This window comes from Ensifer sp. LBL (assembly GCF_050435225.1).
In the GTDB taxonomy this organism is placed as follows: Bacteria; Pseudomonadota; Alphaproteobacteria; order Rhizobiales; family Rhizobiaceae; genus Ensifer.
In genome coordinates this window covers 239,434-258,693 of sequence record NZ_JBNDJY010000003.1, presented here as the reverse complement: position 1 = coordinate 258,693, position 19,260 = coordinate 239,434, and the positions used below count along the sequence as shown (strand labels likewise).

The 19,260-nt window shown below is 63.3% G+C and carries 15 protein-coding genes; 9 read left to right on the top strand and 6 right to left on the bottom strand.

The window, feature by feature from the left end:
* Position 1: 1 nt before the first annotated feature.
* A complete protein-coding gene (locus tag OKW20_RS12910; RefSeq protein ID WP_429172716.1) occupies positions 2 to 2,173 on the top strand; it encodes a CHASE2 domain-containing protein in 2,172 nt (723 codons plus the stop codon).
* Positions 2,174 to 2,432: 259 nt separating this feature from the next.
* On the opposite strand, the gene OKW20_RS12905 is transcribed toward OKW20_RS12910, so the two are convergent.
* On the bottom strand, positions 2,433 to 3,440 hold the full coding sequence (locus OKW20_RS12905) for a FecR domain-containing protein (protein WP_429172714.1): 1,008 nt from the start codon (positions 3,438 to 3,440) through the stop codon (positions 2,433 to 2,435).
* A gap of 251 nt (positions 3,441 to 3,691) precedes the next feature.
* On the opposite strand from OKW20_RS12905, the gene uvrB reads away from it, so the two are divergent.
* From uvrB to tyrS, 3 genes are all read left to right on the top strand, one after another.
* Positions 3,692 to 6,688 (top strand): excinuclease ABC subunit UvrB, encoded by a 2,997-nt coding sequence (gene uvrB / locus OKW20_RS12900; RefSeq protein WP_429172712.1) that lies wholly within the window; start codon positions 3,692 to 3,694, stop codon positions 6,686 to 6,688.
* A gap of 131 nt (positions 6,689 to 6,819) precedes the next feature.
* Complete coding sequence (locus OKW20_RS12895; RefSeq protein WP_429172709.1) at positions 6,820 to 7,962, top strand: TIR domain-containing protein; 1,143 nt, start codon at positions 6,820 to 6,822, stop codon at positions 7,960 to 7,962.
* A gap of 226 nt (positions 7,963 to 8,188) precedes the next feature.
* Complete coding sequence (gene tyrS, locus OKW20_RS12890) at positions 8,189 to 9,451, top strand: tyrosine--tRNA ligase (RefSeq protein ID WP_429172706.1); 1,263 nt, start codon at positions 8,189 to 8,191, stop codon at positions 9,449 to 9,451.
* Between the two features lie 850 nt (positions 9,452 to 10,301).
* Here tyrS and OKW20_RS12885 read toward each other — a convergent pair.
* Positions 10,302 to 10,652: a winged helix-turn-helix transcriptional regulator gene (locus tag OKW20_RS12885; protein ID WP_429172704.1), complete on the bottom strand. Its 351-nt coding sequence runs from the start codon at positions 10,650 to 10,652 to the stop codon at positions 10,302 to 10,304.
* Between the two features lie 162 nt (positions 10,653 to 10,814).
* Between OKW20_RS12885 and OKW20_RS12880 the strand changes: the two genes are divergently transcribed.
* On the top strand, positions 10,815 to 11,696 hold the full coding sequence (locus tag OKW20_RS12880) for an NAD(P)-dependent oxidoreductase (RefSeq protein ID WP_429172702.1): 882 nt from the start codon (positions 10,815 to 10,817) through the stop codon (positions 11,694 to 11,696).
* Between the two features lie 137 nt (positions 11,697 to 11,833).
* Here OKW20_RS12880 and OKW20_RS12875 read toward each other — a convergent pair whose 3' ends face one another.
* Both OKW20_RS12875 and OKW20_RS12870 read right to left on the bottom strand, forming a co-directional pair.
* Positions 11,834 to 12,568, bottom strand: coding sequence for an LssY C-terminal domain-containing protein (locus tag OKW20_RS12875; protein WP_429172700.1), 735 nt, complete (start codon positions 12,566 to 12,568; stop codon positions 11,834 to 11,836).
* A 216-nt stretch (positions 12,569 to 12,784) separates the two neighbouring features.
* Positions 12,785 to 13,372 (bottom strand): J domain-containing protein, encoded by a 588-nt coding sequence (locus tag OKW20_RS12870; protein ID WP_043625202.1) that lies wholly within the window; start codon positions 13,370 to 13,372, stop codon positions 12,785 to 12,787.
* A gap of 622 nt (positions 13,373 to 13,994) precedes the next feature.
* On the opposite strand from OKW20_RS12870, the gene OKW20_RS12865 reads away from it, so the two are divergent.
* On the top strand, positions 13,995 to 14,207 hold the full coding sequence (locus tag OKW20_RS12865) for a cold-shock protein (protein ID WP_034788487.1): 213 nt from the start codon (positions 13,995 to 13,997) through the stop codon (positions 14,205 to 14,207).
* A 417-nt stretch (positions 14,208 to 14,624) separates the two neighbouring features.
* On the opposite strand, the gene dusA is transcribed toward OKW20_RS12865, so the two are convergent.
* Complete coding sequence (dusA, locus tag OKW20_RS12860) at positions 14,625 to 15,722, bottom strand: tRNA dihydrouridine(20/20a) synthase DusA (protein ID WP_429172697.1); 1,098 nt, start codon at positions 15,720 to 15,722, stop codon at positions 14,625 to 14,627.
* A 383-nt stretch (positions 15,723 to 16,105) separates the two neighbouring features.
* On the opposite strand from dusA, the gene OKW20_RS12855 reads away from it, so the two are divergent.
* Complete coding sequence (locus OKW20_RS12855) at positions 16,106 to 16,861, top strand: hypothetical protein (RefSeq protein WP_429172695.1); 756 nt, start codon at positions 16,106 to 16,108, stop codon at positions 16,859 to 16,861.
* Positions 16,862 to 16,975: 114 nt separating this feature from the next.
* On the opposite strand, the gene OKW20_RS12850 is transcribed toward OKW20_RS12855, so the two are convergent.
* Positions 16,976 to 17,776, bottom strand: a complete 801-nt coding sequence (locus OKW20_RS12850) for a glycosyltransferase family 25 protein (RefSeq protein WP_429172692.1) — start codon at positions 17,774 to 17,776, stop codon at positions 16,976 to 16,978.
* A gap of 708 nt (positions 17,777 to 18,484) precedes the next feature.
* Between OKW20_RS12850 and OKW20_RS12845 the strand changes: the two genes are divergently transcribed.
* Both OKW20_RS12845 and OKW20_RS12840 read left to right on the top strand, forming a co-directional pair.
* A complete protein-coding gene (locus OKW20_RS12845; RefSeq protein ID WP_429172690.1) occupies positions 18,485 to 18,877 on the top strand; it encodes a hypothetical protein in 393 nt (130 codons plus the stop codon).
* Between the two features lie 104 nt (positions 18,878 to 18,981).
* On the top strand, positions 18,982 to 19,218 hold the full coding sequence (locus OKW20_RS12840; RefSeq protein ID WP_246765000.1) for a hypothetical protein: 237 nt from the start codon (positions 18,982 to 18,984) through the stop codon (positions 19,216 to 19,218).
* Positions 19,219 to 19,260: the final 42 nt, after the last annotated feature.

The window sequence follows — 19,260 nt, the reverse complement described above, 5'->3', positions numbered from 1 at the left end:
CATGACACGATCGCAACTGTTCGGGGTTCTGATCGGCATGACGGTGGTGGCGTTCTTCACCGTTCTGCGCGCCCAGGATCCGCAGTTGCTGCGCCAGGCGCGCGACGTCACCTTCGACGAATACCAGCGCATTGCGCCACGCCAGTTCGAGCCGATGCCGGTCAAGATCGTCGACATCGACGAAGCGTCGCTGCGCGACCTCGGCCAATGGCCCTGGCCGCGCGACCGACTGGCGAAGCTGACCAACCGCTTGAGCGAGATGGGTGCGGCCGCGATCGCCTTCGACGTGCTCTTTGCCGAGCCGGACCGCCTGTCGCCCCGCACCGTCGTGCGCGATGTCGGTGGCGTCGATCCCTCCTTCCTTGCCGCCCTGCCCGACAATGACGAGATCTTCGCCGAGGCGATCCGCGACAAGCCCGTTGTGCTCGGCTTCGGGCTGACCAACGAAGGCAGCTACCTTCCCCCGGTCAAGGCCGGCTTTGCCCTGACCGGCGAAAGCGCCAACGAAGCGCCGCCGCGCCTGCGGGCTGCAACGCCACTCAGGCCGCAGCTCGAAGCCAATGCCGCTGGCCTCGGCCATATCAGCCTCAATCCCGGCTCCTCCTCGGCGGTGGTGCGCACCGCCCCGCTGTTCCTGAGCGACGGCCAACAGTTCTACCCGAGCCTGGCCATGGAGGCCCTGCGCGTGGCCCAGGGCGCTTCGACCTATGTGCTGGCCGCCGCGCCCGACGTCGCCAACACGCTGACGGCGGTCAAGATCGGCGACTTCGTCGTGCCGCTGATGTCGACCGGCGAGGTCTGGCTCTATGTGACGCCGGACACGACGGAGCGCTATATCTCCGCACGCCGCATTCTGGCCGACGGCGAGCCTTCGCCGGATATCCGCGCCGGCATCGAAGGCAGCATCGTCTTCATCGGCACCTCGGCGGCCGGGCTGCAGGATGTGCGCACCACCGCGCTCGGCCAGAACGTGCCTGGTGTTTCGATCCATGCACAGATCGTCGAGCAGATCCTCTCGGGTCGCTATCTCTCGCGCCCGGATTGGGCGAACGGCCTCGAAATCCTTTCGATCGCGCTTGCCGGAACGCTGCTGGTGCTGCTCACCACCTTCGTCAGCCCCGTGGTCGCACTCGTCTGCGGCCTGGCGGTGACGGTGCTGGCGCTCGTCGCCTCCTGGATCGCTTTCTATTATGGCGGACGGCTCTTCGATCCGCTGGCGCCGATCCTCGCCGCCTCGATCACCCATTTCGCGGCCACGGCCTATCGCTTCCTGGTGACCGATCGCGAACGCCGCGAGGTGCGGCAGGCCTTCGGCCGCTATCTCTCGCCGTCGCTGCTCTATCGCATCGAGCATACCCGCAATGCGCTCAGCCTCGGCGGCGACGATCGCGAGCTCACCGTGATGTTCGTCGATGTGCGCAGCTTCACCGAGATGAGCGAACGCATGACGCCGACCGAGGTCGTCGCCTTTCTCAACACGCTGCTCGACGCGCTGAGCCGGCATGTGCTGGCCAACGAGGGCACGCTCGACAAGTTCATCGGCGATTCGATCATGGCCTTCTGGAATGCGCCGGTCGACGTCGCCAACCATCCGCAAAAGGCAGTGCGCGCAGCGCTTGGCATGCGTGAGACGCTGGCGCGGCTCAACGCCGACAATGCCTTCGGCTTCGGCGCCGACCAGGAGGTGCGCATCGGCATCGGCATCCATACCGGGCTTGCCTGCGTCGGCAACATGGGCGCCGAGACGCGGTTCAACTATTCCGCCGTCGGCGACACCGTGAACATCGCCGCACGCATCGAAGCGGCCTGCAAGGACGTCAACACCGACATTCTCGTGTCCGAGGCGACCGCCCAGGCGCTGCCGGACCACGCCATGCTCGACGCCGGCGCCCTCGGGCTCAAGGGCAAGACGACGCGAACGCGGGTCTATGCCGTCGCCGGCGACGAAAACCTCGCGGCCTCGCCCGCCTTTGCGGATCTCCGCGGTCTGCATGATCGTCTGGTCGCCGCGCTCGGCGCCCGCACGCAGGCAAGCCGCAGCATTATCAACGCCGCCAAGCTGAAGGCGGCGGCGCTGACGCCGGCGCTCGCCGGCTTCTACGCCCGGATCGGCCGCCGCGCCGACCATTTCGTCCCGGCGACGGAAGAGAGTACCAAGCGCCCGGCCGAGTGAGTTTTCCGGCGCAGGGCGGCCTTCGCATATACCTCACAGGATACATGAGGAAATATCCGCAGGACGCTGACGATGAAATACTTTCGTGGAGCGATCATGCACCAGTCGCAGGGCGGTTTGCGCTTACCGCATCCCGAAACTGATATCCTGGAGCATACCGAGCATCGGGAAGCTCGCGGCCCCCTTTCAGGATGGCAGCGAGGCACAGTGATTTGGTTACTCGTTCAGGATCTCCCGAGACAAGCCTTTTGCCGCCGCTTCAATCGTGGCTTTCGCCCTCGTGCTGTTGCGTACCCTGGTCCTGGCTCGGCTGGTCGCCGCCGCCGCCCGTCTGTGGTCCCGGATCGCCGGGGTTGTCGTTGCGTGGACCGGGGTCGCCGGGCTGCTCGGTTTGCGGGCCGGGGTCGCCCGGGTTGTTCGGCTGCGGCCCCGGATCGCCCGGATTATGCGGCTGCGGTCCGGGATCGCCGGGGTTCTCCGGCTGCGGACCCGGATCCCGGGGCTTTTCTTCCGGCGGCGGTTTCTGTTCGCGCGGCTTTTCTTCAACGCGGGCCGGCTGCTCCGGGACGGTACGTGTGGTGCCCTCGAACTGGGCCGCGCGCAGGCCGCAACCGCCGCCCACCCAGCCGATCGCTCCGGACAGGCGTTGTCCGCCGGACAGGAACGGCAGCGCCTGCGCATTGCCCAGCGTCTTCAGCGTCGTGCGGCTGACCCGTGTCGGCTCACTGGCGCGACGACCGGGCTTGGCGACGACGCAGTCGCAACGCTGCGTCAGCTGCCGGCAGCCGCCAGGGCCGCAGAAATCCGCAGCGCCGCTCAGCAGCACGACGGCGGTGGTGCCATCGGGGCCGACGAAGAAATCAAAGGCCGTGCCACGCACGCCGATGGTCCCGGCCGGCGTGACGATCTCATAGGCCGAATGGCCGGACTTGCCGCTGATCCAGCGGAACGTCCCCTTGGCCGCCATGATGGTGAGTTTCTTCACCGACTTCTTGTCGTCGTAGACGAACTTGTCGATGACAACGGACGAGCCCCAGCCGACAGCCAGCTTGGTGCCGTCCTCGAAAACGAACTGCCCCAGTCCGGACTTCGATGTTGAAATCCGTTCGTCCTTGTATACGGGGTCCCGTACCGCAATCGCACCACGCGCGCCGCTGACGGCCGTCCGGATTTCAACCGCCTTGCCCACCGGTTCGGCGGCAAGCAGCGATGCCGGACCGAGGACCACGGCACAAAGCACGAGCGCGGCACCACGCAAGCAGAACATGGCGCCCTCCAAAGAAGTACAATTATCATGCCGCCGGCTTTCGTGTCTTGTCGCCCAAACGGCGTAACCCAGCGTCAGGCCGCAACCGCGAGGGTTAGGCCAGGCCGCGATCGCAGTCCGCCAGGATTGAAAAGGGCTGTTTCGCGACACAACCACCTGCAAGGCAAGGGCTTGGCGCAGCCGAGAAATGTTGCCTTTTTGTACTCCTTCGCCCCTTCACTTTCCGCCGGACTCTCTCCATATTCCCCGCCATGACCAAAGCTCCGAAGAATGCCCCGCCGAAGCCCTCCACGCCGTCCGGTTTCGAAGAAGCGCCCCAGGCGCCTTTGTCAGGCACGCCTCTGTCAGGCAATGTCTCCGACTGGGTGAAGCAGCTCGAGGCGGAAGCGGAATCGTCTGCATTCGAGACCCAGCGCGAGATCGCCTCCAAGGCCGGCAAGCACCGCAAGACGGTGGAGATCGCCGCCTCCAAGGCAGCGCGCAAGGCCGCCGGCGCAGATGACGAGGCGCAGCCGAAGAAGGCGGGCAAGAAGGGCAAGGTCGAGATCGTCGGCAGCAAATCGGCCCGCGGCACCTCCATGGGCGGCTCGACCGACCCGAAGACGCGCGCCGCCGCCGGCCTCAATCCGGTCGCGGGCCTCGACGTGTCGCTCGAAGACGCCGCCAAGCTGACCTCCACCTCAGGCGTCACCGCCACCGTCGAGGCGCTTTCGGCGCTGATCGAAAGCGGCAACCCGCTGTTCAAGGACGGAAAGCTCTGGACGCCGCATCGCCCTGCCCGGCCGCCGAAGTCCGAAGGCGGCGTCGAGATCCGCATGGCCTCGGAATACCAGCCGGCCGGCGACCAGCCGACGGCGATCGCCGATCTGGTCGACGGGCTGAATTCCGGCGAGCGCAGCCAGGTGCTGCTCGGCGTCACCGGCTCGGGCAAGACCTTCACCATGGCCAAGGTGATCGAGGCGACGCAGCGCCCGGCCGTCATCCTCGCGCCGAACAAGACGCTCGCCGCCCAGCTCTATTCCGAGTTCAAGAATTTCTTCCCGGATAACGCGGTCGAGTACTTCGTCTCCTACTACGACTATTACCAGCCGGAAGCCTACGTGCCGCGCTCGGATACCTTCATCGAGAAGGAATCCTCGATCAACGAACAGATCGACCGCATGCGCCACTCGGCCACCCGCTCGCTGCTCGAGCGCGACGACTGCATCATCGTCGCCTCGGTCTCCTGCATCTACGGTATCGGCTCGGTCGAGACCTATACCGCCATGACCTTCCAGATGAGCGTTGGCGACCGGCTCGACCAGCGGCAATTGCTCGCCGACCTGGTGGCGCAGCAGTACAAGCGCCGCGACATGGATTTCCAGCGCGGCTCGTTCCGCGTGCGCGGGGATACGATCGAGATCTTCCCGGCCCACCTGGAGGATGCCGCCTGGCGCATCTCCATGTTCGGCGACGAGATCGACGCCATCACCGAGTTCGATCCTCTGACTGGCCAGAAGACCGGCGACCTGAAGTCGGTGAAAATCTACGCCAACTCGCACTATGTCACGCCGCGCCCGACGCTGAACGGCGCCATCAAGGCGATCAAGGAAGAGCTTGTGCATCGCCTCGCCGAACTGGAAAAGGGCGGCCGCCTGCTCGAAGCCCAGCGGCTGGAGCAGCGCACCCGCTACGATATCGAGATGCTGGAGGCGACCGGCTCCTGCGCCGGCATCGAGAACTATTCGCGCTACCTTACCGGCCGCAATCCCGGCGAGCCGCCGCCGACGCTGTTCGAATACATCCCCGACAATGCGCTGCTGTTCATCGACGAAAGCCACGTCTCCGTCAGCCAGATCGGCGGCATGTATCGCGGCGACTTCCGCCGCAAGGCGACGCTGGCCGAATACGGCTTCCGCCTGCCCTCCTGCATGGACAACCGCCCCTTGCGCTTCGAGGAATGGGACGCCATGCGCCCGGACACGATCGCCGTTTCGGCCACCCCCGGCAGTTGGGAGCTGGAACAGTCCGGCGGCGTCTTCGCCGAACAGGTCATCCGCCCGACCGGCCTGATCGACCCGCCGGTCGAAGTCCGCTCGGCGAAGACCCAGGTCGACGACGTCTTGGGCGAAATCCGCGAGACGGCGGCTGCCGGCTACCGTACGCTCGTCACCGTGCTCACCAAGCGCATGGCCGAAGACCTCACCGAATACCTGCACGAACAGGGCATTCGCGTGCGCTACATGCACTCCGACATCGACACGCTGGAGCGCATCGAGATCATCCGCGATCTGCGTCTCGGTGCTTTCGACGTGCTCGTCGGCATCAACCTTTTGCGTGAAGGCCTCGACATTCCCGAATGCGGCTTCGTCGCCATCCTTGACGCCGACAAGGAAGGCTTCCTGCGTTCCGAAACCTCGCTGGTCCAGACCATCGGCCGCGCCGCCCGTAACGTCGACGGCAAGGTCATCCTCTATGCCGACCAGATCACCGGCTCGATGCAGCGCGCCATGGACGAAACCAGCCGCCGCCGCGAAAAGCAGATGGCCTATAACGAGGCCAACGGCATCACGCCGGAATCGGTGAAGGCGAAGATCTCCGACATCCTCGACTCGGTCTACGAGAAAGACCACGTCCGCGCCGACATCTCCGGCGTCGCCGGCAAGGGTTTTGCAGACGGCGGCCACCTCGTCGGCAACAACCTGCAGGCTCACCTCAACGCGCTGGAAAAGGCGATGCGCGACGCCGCCGCCGACCTCGACTTCGAAAAGGCCGCCCGCCTGCGCGACGAGATCAAACGCCTCAAGGCCGCCGAACTCGCCGCCATGGACGACCCGATGGCGCGGGAAGAGGCGAAGTCACTGGAGAGCCGCAAGGTCGCCTCCTCCCCGGCATCCCCGTCTTCTCCGTCATCCTCGGGCCCGACCCGAGGATCCAAGACCAAGGACGAAAAGTCCCTCTTCCAAAAACCGTCCCTCGACGACATGGGCCCGGGCACCGACACGGAAACCCCACTGTTCCGCAAGCCCGACCTCGACGAGATGGGCCGCGATGTCGCCACGCCCGCCGTCGCGGACAAATCGCTGTTCCGCCGGAACACGCTGGACGAAATGACAGTCGGCCGCACCGAAAAGCCGGTCATCGGCCACGTGCCGGAGAAGCCGATTCTCACCCGGGCAAAACCGGGTGTCGGGTCCTATGAGGACCCGGCGGACCAGAAGCGACAGAAGGGGCGAACGAAGGGAAAGACGGGGCGGCCCGGGCGGTGATGCTACTATCAGACACCCTACCCAGCGCAGCGAAAGTCGCGCTAAAAAGCTCCACTCAGAACCCGCGCGCGCAGCGCCTCAAACCCAAACGCGACTGGGCTAATCGCCACTAAACTTGAAGGACGTACCCCTTGGAAGACACCTTTCAAATCTTCATTAGTTATGCGCGACCAGATCGTGAAACAGCGACGGAATTGTACGCCTGGCTCGAGCAGCAAGGCTTTAGTCCATGGATTGATTGCAAAAAAATCAAAGGCGGCCAGAATTGGGATTTCGAGATTAAGCGCGCACTCGATAAATCTAATATTGTTATTCTATTATGGTCAGAAAATTCTCAAGACCGCAGAGGATACATTCAGAGAGAACTTAAAATTTCCCTAGATAAACTTCAGGAAAAACTAATAGATGATATATTTATTATTCCAGTAATTCTCAGAGACAACATTTCGATCCCAGAACAACTCAAGAATATTCATTGCCTGTACGCCGAGCATCCTACTTTTAGACAAGACCTCGCAGATGCAGTCACGCATCAAATGGAAAGACTCGGCGGGGAGCGCAAGAAGATACAGAAAAACCTAGACGTTTACTGGCAACCCACCATCTTGAAAGAAGAATGGGATGGTATCCCTGGGTACGCCGTCGAGATCCAAGTTTTGGATTTTTCATCGGACACATACAAAAATGTGGGGCAAGTTTCGCAACTTGTTCGCGGTGACCTACTCGGAGCTCTTCTCGCATCTAGAGGTGCAAAACTAGAACAAGACAGCACGATGTACAACTATGCCCAAGACAGCTGGCAACGTACGAATACCTTCGATGCACACTGCGGAGATCCTATATTCTCTGGGAGAATCTTGACGCTAAACTATGCTGTTACTGGATACGGCGCAGGGGCCGCGCATCCAGTGCACAGCCACCGAACATTCGCTTTTCTCCTAGATCCGCTGATCCATATCACCTTTCTTGAGTCCGTATTTTCTGACCCAAGTGACGCGTTTCTTGCAATTCAGAAAGAGGCGCGCAAACAGCTTCTATCCAACTCCGATTTAGAATTATCGGAGGATAGCGTATTTCCAGGAACAGAAAACTGGAATGACTTTCGGGCATTTGTATTCAATGAAGATGCATTAGATATATATTTCTCATCCTATCAAGTTGGCCCATATTCTATTGGAACTCCGCACGTATCGGTCTCCTATGGTTTGATCGCTAAAGATATGCGAGCTGAGTTTGCAACGGCTCTAAATATACCTTGGCACATGCGCAGCTAGGCCTAATCTATACAGGTAGCTAATACCTTCTCCCTCCACACCCTTGCCGCCTCCCCCATTCCCCGCTACAACCTCCCGCATGATCAACACCGCGCACATCGCTGCCACCTATTATGCGACGTTTCCATAGGGAGCGGCGCGTTTCGATCATGCCTTGAAACAAGCCGCCGTCAGGCGGCTTTGTTTTGTTCAGTGCTCCCTGGTGGCAAAGCCATGGAGAGTACCGATGACAACATCCGACAATCCCACCGATGCCTTTGAGCCGCGTTCGGCGATCACCCGGACGCTGGTCGAGCGCGGTTATGTCAACCAGGTGACCGACATTGCGGGCGTCGACGGCGCCTTTGCGGGCGGGATCGTGCCTGTTTATGCCGGCTTCGACGCGACGGCGGATAGTCTGCACGTCGGGCATCTCATGCCGATCATGGCGCTCAGGCGGATGCAGCAGGCCGGCCACAAGCCGATCGTGCTGATCGGCGGCGGCACCACCCGCATCGGCGATCCCAGTTTTCGCTCGGCGGCACGACCGATGCTGTCGGAGGACGAGATCGCGGCCAATGTCGCCGGCATCCGCACAGTGTTCGAGCGGTTGCTGACCTTCGGCGACGGGCCGACCGATGCGGTCATAGTCAACAATGCCGACTGGCTGGACCGGATGGCCTGGATCGACATGCTGCGGGACGTGGGAAAACATTTCTCCGTCAACCGGATGCTCTCCTTCGACAGCGTGAAGTCACGGCTGGAGCAGCAGGAGAACCTGAGCTTCCTCGAGTTCAACTACATGATCCTGCAGGCGGTCGATTTCCTGGAACTGTTCCGCCGCACCGGTTGCCGGCTGCAGCTTGGCGGCGGCGACCAGTGGGGCAACGTCATCGGTGGCGTCGATCTGTTGCGCCGGATCGAGGGCGCCGAGGTCTTCGGCATGACCACGCCGCTCCTGACCACCGCCTCGGGCGTCAAGATGGGCAAGACGGCGGCCGGCGCCGTCTGGGTCAACGCCGACCGCCTGTCGCCCTACGACTACTGGCAGTTCTGGCGCAACGTCGAGGATGCCGACGTGGTGCGCTTCCTCAAGCTCTTCACCGACCTGCCGATCGACGAGATCGAAAGGCTCGGCCGCGCCGAAGGTGCGGACCTGAACGCGGTGAAGGAACGCCTCGCCAACGAGGCGACGGCGCTGGTGCATGGGTCGCACGCGGCCGAACGGGCGCAGCAGACGGCGCGAGAGGCTTTCGGGCAAGGCGAAGCCGCCGCGGGCTTGCCGACCGTCGAACTCGACAACGCCGAGCGCGCCGCCGGTGTGGCGCTGGTCGACCTGCTCGTTCGGGCCGGCCTGGCGTCATCGAAGAGCGGGGCACGGCGGGCGGTTGCCGGCCGCGGCGTCCGGATCGACGGCGAGGTCGTCGAGGATGCGGACGGACTGGTAACCGTCGGCGGACAGCCGCTCCGGCTCTCGCTCGGCAAAAAGCGCCATGTGGTGGTGAAGTAGGCCAGCCGGCGGCGGCGGCCGCGCCGCCGCCGCCCCGTTCAGGGGCCTGTCACAGGATTTCAGCCGCGCCGCGCCTTCGGCGCGAAGCGGTCGGGGCCAGCGTTGCGGGTGCCGTTTTCCGCCGTGCGGACGCACGGCTGCTGGATCCCTGTGACGAGCACAGGGATGAGGCTGGAGAGGGGCTTTGTTCGGCAAGAACCAGGCTCCCACAGGCCCTGTCCAACAAGCGGGCGTCGCATCGTACCTCCCGCCGTGCGGACGCACGGCTGCTGGATCCCTGTGACAAGCACAGGGATGAGGCTGGAGAGGGGCTGTATCCGGCCAGAACCGGGCTCCCTCATCCGCGGGGCTGGAACTTGAGACGGAGCGGCGGCGAGATGGCAACTCCGAGAACGTCGAATAACGTCCCCTGGGTCGCCGCGTCCAATGCTCTCCCAACGACACCACCACCCTCATCCGCGGGGCTGGGACCTGAGACAGAGCGGCGGCGAGATGGCAGCTGCGAGAAGTCGGGCAACGTCCCCTGTGTCGGCGCGTACTATGGTCTCCGCAAACACCACAACGACACCACCACCCTCATTCCTGTGCTTGTCACAGGAATCCAGCCGCGCCGCGTCTGCGGCGCAAAGGAAATCTGCACTCCAGTGCAGGCGCACGAGCGCAGTCGCGCATTTATCCGCCACGCGAATGCGCCGCTGGAAGCAGGGATGAGTAGCGACGGGCTGCGGCTGCCAAGATCGTGGCTGCCATGGTGCGAAATGCCGGCCAAAAGGCTGCAGCGGCCTGCATCGCGGCTTCAACGCCAAGAGAGAGTGTGATGCGCTCCATGGCCACGCTGACGTCGCGGCGGTCAGCCCGCCGCAACCGCCCTCGCCTCGACCTGCCCTGCATCGTCACCGAACTCTTCGCCCCACTTGCAGAGCGCATCCGCCGCCACGTTCAGCGCGACACCGCGTTTGGTCAGCGAATAGACCACTTTTGGCGGCGTTTCGGCATAGATGGTGCGGCTGACGAGGCCATCGGCTTCCAGTTCGCGCAGCTGCTGCGCCAGCATCTTCTCGCTGATGGCGGGCATCGCCTGGCGCAGGCGCCCGAAGCGGCGCGCGGCCTTGCCGAGTTCGCAGAGAATATCGACCTTCCACTTGCCCTCGATCGCCCGCAGCGCGGTCATGAAACCGCAGTTCTCCATCGCATCCGTCACGTCTTCCTCCCTTACGTTGGGGTAACCACTTACCCGCGGGTGCGTATTGCGACCCGGTTGCCCCACCTTACGTCTCAGCCGCGACGACAATCCTGTCGCGTCGAACAATCGAAGCGGGATGCGCAGCAGCGCCGACCCGCGTCATGGATATGGAGACTGGGCATGCAACCTGCAATCAGCGTTTTGGGAATGGGGCGAATGGGATCGGCACTGGCGCATGCGCTGCTGAAGGCCGGACACCCGACGACGGTATGGAACCGTACGCCGGCAAAGGCGGCGCCGCTCGCCGCTGCTGGAGCCGAGGTGGCGGCCAATGTCCGCAACGCCGTTGCCGCGTCCGATATCGTCATCGTCAACGTCAGCGACTACCAGGCGACGCAAAGCCTGCTGCGCGCCCCCGACGTCACTGGCGCCCTCAAGGGCAAGCTGATCATCGAGCTGACCTCCGGCACGCCCTGTGGCGCCCGCGAGGTGCAGGATTGGGCCGGGCGACATGGCATCCGCTACCTCGACGGCGCAATCCTGGCGACGCCCGATTTCATCGGCACCGAAGCGGGCACCCTGCTCATCTCCGGCCCGGCCGCAGCGTTTGAGGAAAGCCGCGCGGTGCTCGGCGCGCTCGGCGGCAATGTGCAGCATATCGGCGCTGATCCGGGCCTTGCCAACGCACTCGACAGCGCCGTGCTCGCGCTGATGTGGGGCGCGCTGTTCGGCGGACTGCAGGCGATCGCGGTTTCGCGCGCCGAGGCGATCGATCTCGAAACGCTGGGCAAGCAATGGTCGGCGACCGCGCCTGTCATCGATGGCCTCGTCGCCAACCTGATCAAGCGCAGCGCCGCCGGGCGCTATGCCGCCGACGGCGAGACGCTTTCCTCGGTCTCGCCGCACTATGGCACCTTCCACCATCTGGTCGAGCTGATGGCCGCCCGCGGCATCGACCGGACGATCACCGACGGCTACGAGGCGATCTTCCGCCGCGCCATCGACGCCGGCCACCTGCACGACGATTTTGCATCGTTGTCGCTGTTCATGGGGCGTCCGTAAGGCGTAGGTGACGGGGCGCGCGCGCCGTCAGCTGTGCCGCCCCGCGCCACAATCTTTCAGATTTGCGCTTTAAGCCTTTGGTCCACCGCCGCGTTTCGCGCCTGCCGCCCCCTTGCGCCACGTGCGGCGGTGGGCACTCATTTCGCGGCCTCCGCACCGCCCCCTTCGCCTGCCGGCTTGAGCACTCCGACCAAGGTCTTGCCGTCGGTGAAGTAAGGATCGCCGCCGCCGTTGCGGCCCGATGTGGTGGCGCCGATGCCGGGGATCTCATAGGTCGACGCTACCTGCCCGGCCTTGTCGAGGTCGCCGATGACCAGATTGCGTTCGGCATCGAGATCGGGGCCGATGTGGTGGGTGATCTGGCCGGTATCGTGGCTGAGGCCGACACCGCGGTCGAAGCTGGCCGAACCGAGCCAAAGTGGGCCGTTGCCCTCCACAGGCTTGGTCGTCTGCCAGAAGCGCACATGGTTGCGCTGGTCGGCGCTGTGGCCGACCGGCTTCTCGAAGGCTAGGTCCTGCTTGCGCCCCTCATAAAACAGCGGGCTGACGGGCGCGTCGAGATCTGGCCGCTCGAGCACGACGCTGAGGCAGATATCGACCGAGGACCTGAGCGTCACCTTGTCGGCAGCGTCCCATCCGGCCGCGACGAAAGCGCGGATAATCTGCTCCTTGGAGCCGAGCAGCCCGACATTGATCGGGTCGCCGGGAATGCCCTGCTCCGTGGACGTGACCATCGGATTGAGCGGAACCCTGCGCCTGGAGTCATGGAAGACCCAGAGTTCCGGAACGAGAAAATAGCTGACCGCGAGATAGGCGGCGAGCATGGTCGCCAGAAGGAGAACGACTGCACGCATGTGTGAGCGGCGGCTCATGCCACTCTCCTTCGCTCCAGACGATGGCAGAGGTCCCGGCTATCGGGAACAGACGGAGACTATGGCACCGATAGAGGCGACTGCACAGCGGTGCCAAAAAGGCGAACGCTGGCGACATCAAGACCGGCGATCGCGCCGGTCGCTACCCAGGTGTCAGCGCGGCTGTTGCGATCGACCCGGCTCGCTTATCAAAGGCAAAAGCCGGGACGGCGCAGCCTACTCCGCCGCGTGCGCCTTCACCTCCAGCGCCTCAAGTTCATAAGAGTAACCTTCCAGCATTTCATAGGCCTGCTCGATCGTCTTGATCTGCTCGTCGGTGTTCTTGATCGCCTCGGCGATCGAGCGCGAGCGGGCGCGCAGCATCGAGCCGAGCACGTCGGTCTCCGGCCGGCGGCCGAGGCGGTCGAGGTGCTTGCGCACGCGGGCGCGGTGACGCTCCAGCTCGAGAATATGGAAGCGGCTCTTGACGATATCGTCGGAAAGCTTGCGCCGCATGGCGGCGACGGGATCGAAGCTGCCGGGCTCGCGCTCGTCGAGGATGAACTCGTTGACCAGCGTCTCCAGCATCATCAGGCCTTTGAGATCGCGCGCGTCTGCCAGTTGCGGATCGTAGCCGGTGTCGTCATAGACCTTGCGACGGACCGGATCCTTGAGCAACTCATAGGCCACTTGCAGCCGCGCGAACTGTTCGGGATCGCCGCCGGAATCCGGATGCGCGGATTTCGCCGCCTTGCGATAGGCGTTGCGGATTGCCTGATTGTCGGCGTCGCGTTCCAGTCCAAGCAGTTCGTAAGGGTCGATCACGCTGTCCCTCTCCGTATGTCACTCCCACCGCAGGCCAAAGCCGTCGGCGCATTCTTCAGGCACGTCACGCCGTCCCGCTTTGGGCGGCCGGCAGGGCATCGCTAAGCCATTGCCGGCCAAGACGGAACCAACCTTCGGTAAAACCTGCGCGTTATCCTGGGGATGCGCAAGTCTTATAGCGAGGCGCAGGCCCACCAACGGCAGTCCGCCCCAAGACGCGAACGCCCGTTGGCGGCGCGCACGTTCGGTCGCGGTCGGGACGAAATTGTGTCCGCAAACCGGCCGTCCCCGATTTTTCTCCCGGCCCGGAAAGCGACGATCGAGAACCGGCCAAAGCCCTGCAAAGACAGAGGCCGGACGGCTTGCCGCGGCGCACAAGGCGCTTGCCTTTTTCTGCAAATCCTGTCACTTCTTCCGCCGTTCGGGCGATTTCTATCCCGGAGACTGGACTTTCAACTGCGCCCGGCCTTGTGTCGGGACTGCCGGCAGCGGCACCGTAGACGTCTTTTCCCCGATATCGTGACCACTCGACGCCTTTCCGCTTGCAAGCGGAAGACGAGATGCCCACATCCCCCAGGGGGCGCGGGCAACGCAAATTGACTGAAGGAAAAGGACTTCTTCCATGGCCACTAAGGGCATCGTTAAATTCTTCAACCAGGACAAGGGCTTCGGCTTCATCACGCCGGATGGCGGCGCGAAGGACGTGTTCGTACACATCTCCGCCGTTCAGGCCGCTGGCCTCGCTACCCTCAAGGATGGCCAGCAGGTCACCTTCGACACCGAGCCGGATCGCATGGGCAAGGGCCCGAAGGCCGTCAACATCCAGGCTGCCTAAGCCGGATCGTCCAGTCGGACATTCATTTGGGAACGGCGCTCCGCAAGGGGCGCCGTTTTCGTTTGGGGGGATCGCTAGAGCGCAGCGCCCCAAGCCTCCACGCCCAGCGTCATGCTCGGGCTTGACCCGAGCATCCAGAACCGGCACGCCCCGCTTGTTCGGAGTTGTTGAAGATCCTCTGGGAAAAGTCGAAACGCACGCAGACCGCGCCCCGTGATGCCCGGGCCGAACCAGAGCATCCAGAACCATGCTCGCCATCTTCCCTTGGTAGCGCAATCTCCATCCGGGACAGAACCGCCCGGTGGATCCTCGGGTCGAGCCCGAGGATGACGGATGGAAAGCTCGGTGACACCCGCCCTCGAAGGCCCTACGGGTCGCCGCGCATCGCGCCAGCCACGATCTGCTCGTGCTCGTCGCCTACTCCGCCGCCTGCTTTGCCGCCGTCGCCTCGAAGACCGCCTCGAAGGCCGCGTGGATCACGTCCGGACCCGCGCCCTGGCGGGTCGCATCGGAAGACAGGATCTGGCGATAGCGTCGGGCGCCCGCCCAGCCCTGGAACAGGCCGACCATGTGGCGGGTCACGTGGATCAGCCGCCCGCCATTGGCGATATGCGCGGCAGCGTAGTCCGCCATGGCGTCACGGACGCCGGCCCAGAAATCGAGATCGAGGCGATGGCCTCGCTCGGAGAAGGTGACGCCGTCTTCGACGATGGGCTCGGCCCCCGTTAGCGGATGCGGGAAATGGCGATCCGCCGCGGTCAGCATGGCACTGTCGTGATAGGCGGCGCGGCCAAGCATGACGCCGTCCAGATGCTGAAGCTGTTCAAGCGCCTGATCAAGGGTCTGAAGGCCACCGTTTATGCCGATGAAAATATTGGAGTTTTCCTGCTTCAAACGATGCACGAGACCATAATCGAGTGGCGGGATCTCGCGGTTCTCCTTGGGGCTCAGGCCCTGCAGCCAAGCCTTGCGGGCATGCACCCAGACGGCATCCGTGCCGCCATCAACCACCTGCGCAACGAGCGTGCGCAGCGCCACTTCCGGATCCTGGTCATCGACGCCGATCCGGCACTTGACCGTGACCGGGATTTTTACCGCCGCCTTCATCGCCGCAACGCAGGCAGCCACCGTCGCCGGCTCCTGCATCAGGCAGGCGCCAAACGTGCCGGATTGCACCCGGTCCGACGGGCAGCCGACATTCATGTTGATCTCGTCGTAGCCGAAGGATTCGGCGATCCGTGCCGCCTCCGCCATCTTCGCCGGATCATTGCCGCCGAGCTGTAGCGCGACGGGATGTTCCGATCCGTCAAAGCCGAGCAGCCTCTGCCGGTCACCCCGCAGGATCGCCTCAGCGACGATCATCTCCGTGTAGAGCAGCGCATGCCGCGACAGCTGCCGCGCGAAAAAGCGATAATGCCTGTCCGTCCAGTCGATCATGGGCGCAACGGCAAAGACAGGTCCCCTGAAGTACCTGCACCCACCCACGCTCTCAACCGTTTGCGCTGTCTTCATCATCTCTTGTCAGCTCTTGCTTGAGCCCTGCTCTGACCGCCGTCGCTGGGCGATTGCTACATTGTAGCAAGTGGTCCGGGGCTTGTCGTAAACCCATGGGCAGCATCGTCCGGCCAATGCGCCCCAATGGGTCGGCGTCATATACCGCGTGGATCCGCAGAATGCGAGAGGGCAAACAGTCCAAGGGTAGAAGACGTGGCAGACCGGACAGAGTTGAAGGCCCCGACCACTCCCACCGGCGTGCTCGACCGACATCTGAGGCCGAGCAGTCTTGTCGGACGCACGAAGGCGCAGAGGCGAGAATGACGGCAGGCTCGAACGTCTCTAACTCGTTTACAAACCACAATTTTTGTTTAGTTAGAGCTGACCGTCGCAATGAGGGATTGATGTCGAATATTGTCAACACAGTTTGGATCGGCAAGCAGCTCGGCCCTGTTCATGCCGCTTGTTTGCGATCCTTTTTACGCAATGGTTATGATGTGGTGCTGCATTCGTTTGGAATGCCAGAAGATGCACCTCTAGGCGTAAGATTATTTGATGCAAGCAAGCTGATGGCTTTGCAGGAGGTCGACGTTTTTCGAAAAGCCAAGATGTTGGCTCTTGCGTCGGACATCTATCGCTATCGCATTCAACGCGAGGGTATGGGGCTCTATGCCGACTGCGATGTGTATTGCCTGAAGCCCCTGGACGAAGATGATTACATTTTCGGATGGGAAAGCTCCAAGTTGATCGGCAGCGCCGTTCTGAAGATTCCGCCTCAAAGCCGCTTGCTACAAGAGCTTCTGGAGGCAGCCGAGGACCTTCATTTCATTCCGCCATGGCTGCCTCGCCGCAAGAGAAACAAGATGGGGCTGCGGAAAAAGCTCGGTTTTCCGGTGCATGTCGCAGACCAGGCTTGGGGCGTCATTGGTCCCCAACTCTTGACGCACCACGTGCGTGAGATGAACCTGACGAACCACGCGTCCAGCATAGATGCCTTCTACAATCTGCATTTCGAATGCACGGGCCTGCTGTACGAACCTGGGCTTTCCGTTCGCGACCTGGCGACCAGCCGCTCGTCCTTTCTTCATCTCTGCAACTCCCGCCTGAAGCCAAGTGGCGTTCCGGCCGGCAGTCCGATGCATGAAATTCTGAATGCGTGACGTTGGATGACGTCAGAAAGAGCGGGCCTCGATGAAGATCGCCTGCCCGCCTTTCGGCCGCAAAACGCGCAGCGCAAATGAGTGATAATGCCGCCGACGTGGACAGCGTCAGGCTTAACCGAACGGCACGGCCGTCCAGCGGTAGCGAATGCTGCGGAAAAGGAACGGCGGCAGGGCCGCTAGCTGCAAGGACAGGCGCTTGCACTCGCGCCAGAGCTTCTGGTGTATCCCGAGCTTTGGCTTCACGCGAAGCGTCGCGGCGGCCGGCTTGCGGATCGTGCTTCCATGCGCGGGGTCGGCACTGTCGAGCAGCATGCCCTGGATGCAGACGGCCGGATAGAGCTGATGGATGCGGCAGTCCTCGGGCCGCGGCACCTCGTCGTCGAACATGAAATGATCGACGGGGCATGGAAACGCCGCCTCCGAGAGCTTGAGCAGTCTCTTTGCATAGTCCCGAGAGATCACATAGCCGCCCGTGCCGACATGGCATCCCCGCAACGCGTGGATCGAGCGCCCGGCATCGGCGAGCACACGGGCGCGGCTGAGAAACACCTTCTGCCGGAAGGTTTCGATCTTCAGCAGCCCCACTTCGGCTGGGATCCAATCCGATGACGACAGCGCATGGGTGGCGCTCGGCGAAAAGAAGACATCGTCCTCGATCACCGCGCCATAGGCATCGTTCCCTTCCGCAATGACGGCCCAGCACGTCCGATGGCTCATGAAGCAGGCAATCTCCGCCTTGTTCATCCTCTTCCACTGCTTCGACGCCGGCTGCATCGCCAGAACGGCGTCATCGAGCTCTCGCCCGTCAACGGCAGCGACGCGCTCGAAATTCAGGCCGAGGGTGGAAAACTGGCTACCGATATGGATCAAGCGCTCAGGGGAACGGTCGAGATTGATCACCAGGCAGCGCATGGATACCCCTGCTTCCTTCCATCTTGGCGTGTGTGGGTCGAAGGCGCACGCCGCATGGCGTGCCGCACGCGCCCGAACACCGGAACTCCGAAAAAACGCTCCGAAATCAACGGCAGGGTGACCGAACGCATCATCGGGATTCGTACAACTGCGCGACGAGCTATCACGGATCGCCCAGCGTCACAACGATCAGCCCTGCGGCGACAAGCTGCTGCGCGACAACGACGTCTGCGAGCTCCTCGCAATACGGGGCTGACGGGATTACCAGCTGGGTTCCGTCAAAGTGCCCCCCCAAAGGGGAGCGCCGCGCCGGCGCGCGCCCATAGGGGCATGGTTTCCATTTTGTTAAGCAAAATCACCGATTGTGCCGCATCGACTGGATCGTCATCGGAGCGAAACATGAGCTACGATTGGAGCGGCGCACGGCGCCGGCGGACAATTGCGACCGTCATAGGCGCCGCATTTCTGCTGCTGGCACTGGCGGCCACGGTGGCAGCATCGGTTGGCACGAACCTTTTCTGAGCGACAGGCAATTTTTTGCGGCTTTGAACGACAGAGGACGGGCGCGTGATTGCCAGCGGGAAGAAGGCAGATGATCGGCCCGCGTCGCCCTCTCCGTTCCACCCCCACGGGCTTGACGGCGCCCGCGGACAGGACTAGGGCAGCGTTCCTGTATCGTTACCGGTCACAGGAATAAGGACGGACGGCATGAAACGCGCGATCGCGGCACTTCTCACGCTTCTCTTGGCCGGATGCCAATCGATGGAGTTGGAGGCGCCCGAAATCGCAAGGCCCCGACCGGCCGCCCCGTCCGTCCCGACGCTGTCGGGCGACGCGCTCCAGGCCTTTCTCGTCGGCAAGACGCTCCGCTACAATCTCAACGGCGTCAACTCGACCTTCTTCCCCGACGGCCGCTACGGCTATCGCGACTACGAGGTGCGCGACGGCGGCAGCTACACGATATCAGGCGACGAGGTCTGCATCACTTTCGAGGACGGCGGGCGTCGCTGCGACCAGTATGCCTTGATCGGTTCCGACTATTACCGGATCGAGGAAGGCGGCCGCCGCACCAAGGTCGACCGCGTCGTCCCGGCAGCCTGACTCGAGGACAACGGGCGCCTGTGTAACCCCTCATTCCCGAGGGGTTCAATTCGCCGGCCTTCTGCCATAGTGCGCGCGGGAATGCGACCTTGTGGGAGGGACGGGTGGCCCCATTGCGAGCGACACAATGCCTGGCGCTGTCGAAGGTCGACATGGCGAGGCTGCAGCGTGTCTTCGACGCGCTTTGCATCGAGCAGGGCTGGGCACGCGACGGGGAGCCGGCGCGGCGCCATGCCAGGATGCTGATCGACGACTATCTCGCGGGCAATACGAGCGAGGGGCGACTGCTCATTGCCGGTCGCGCATTTGCCGAAAGATTGCAGCGCGATATGCCCCGATAGCGCCACCAGCGACATTCGCACGACATGGCTTCGCCACCGCCG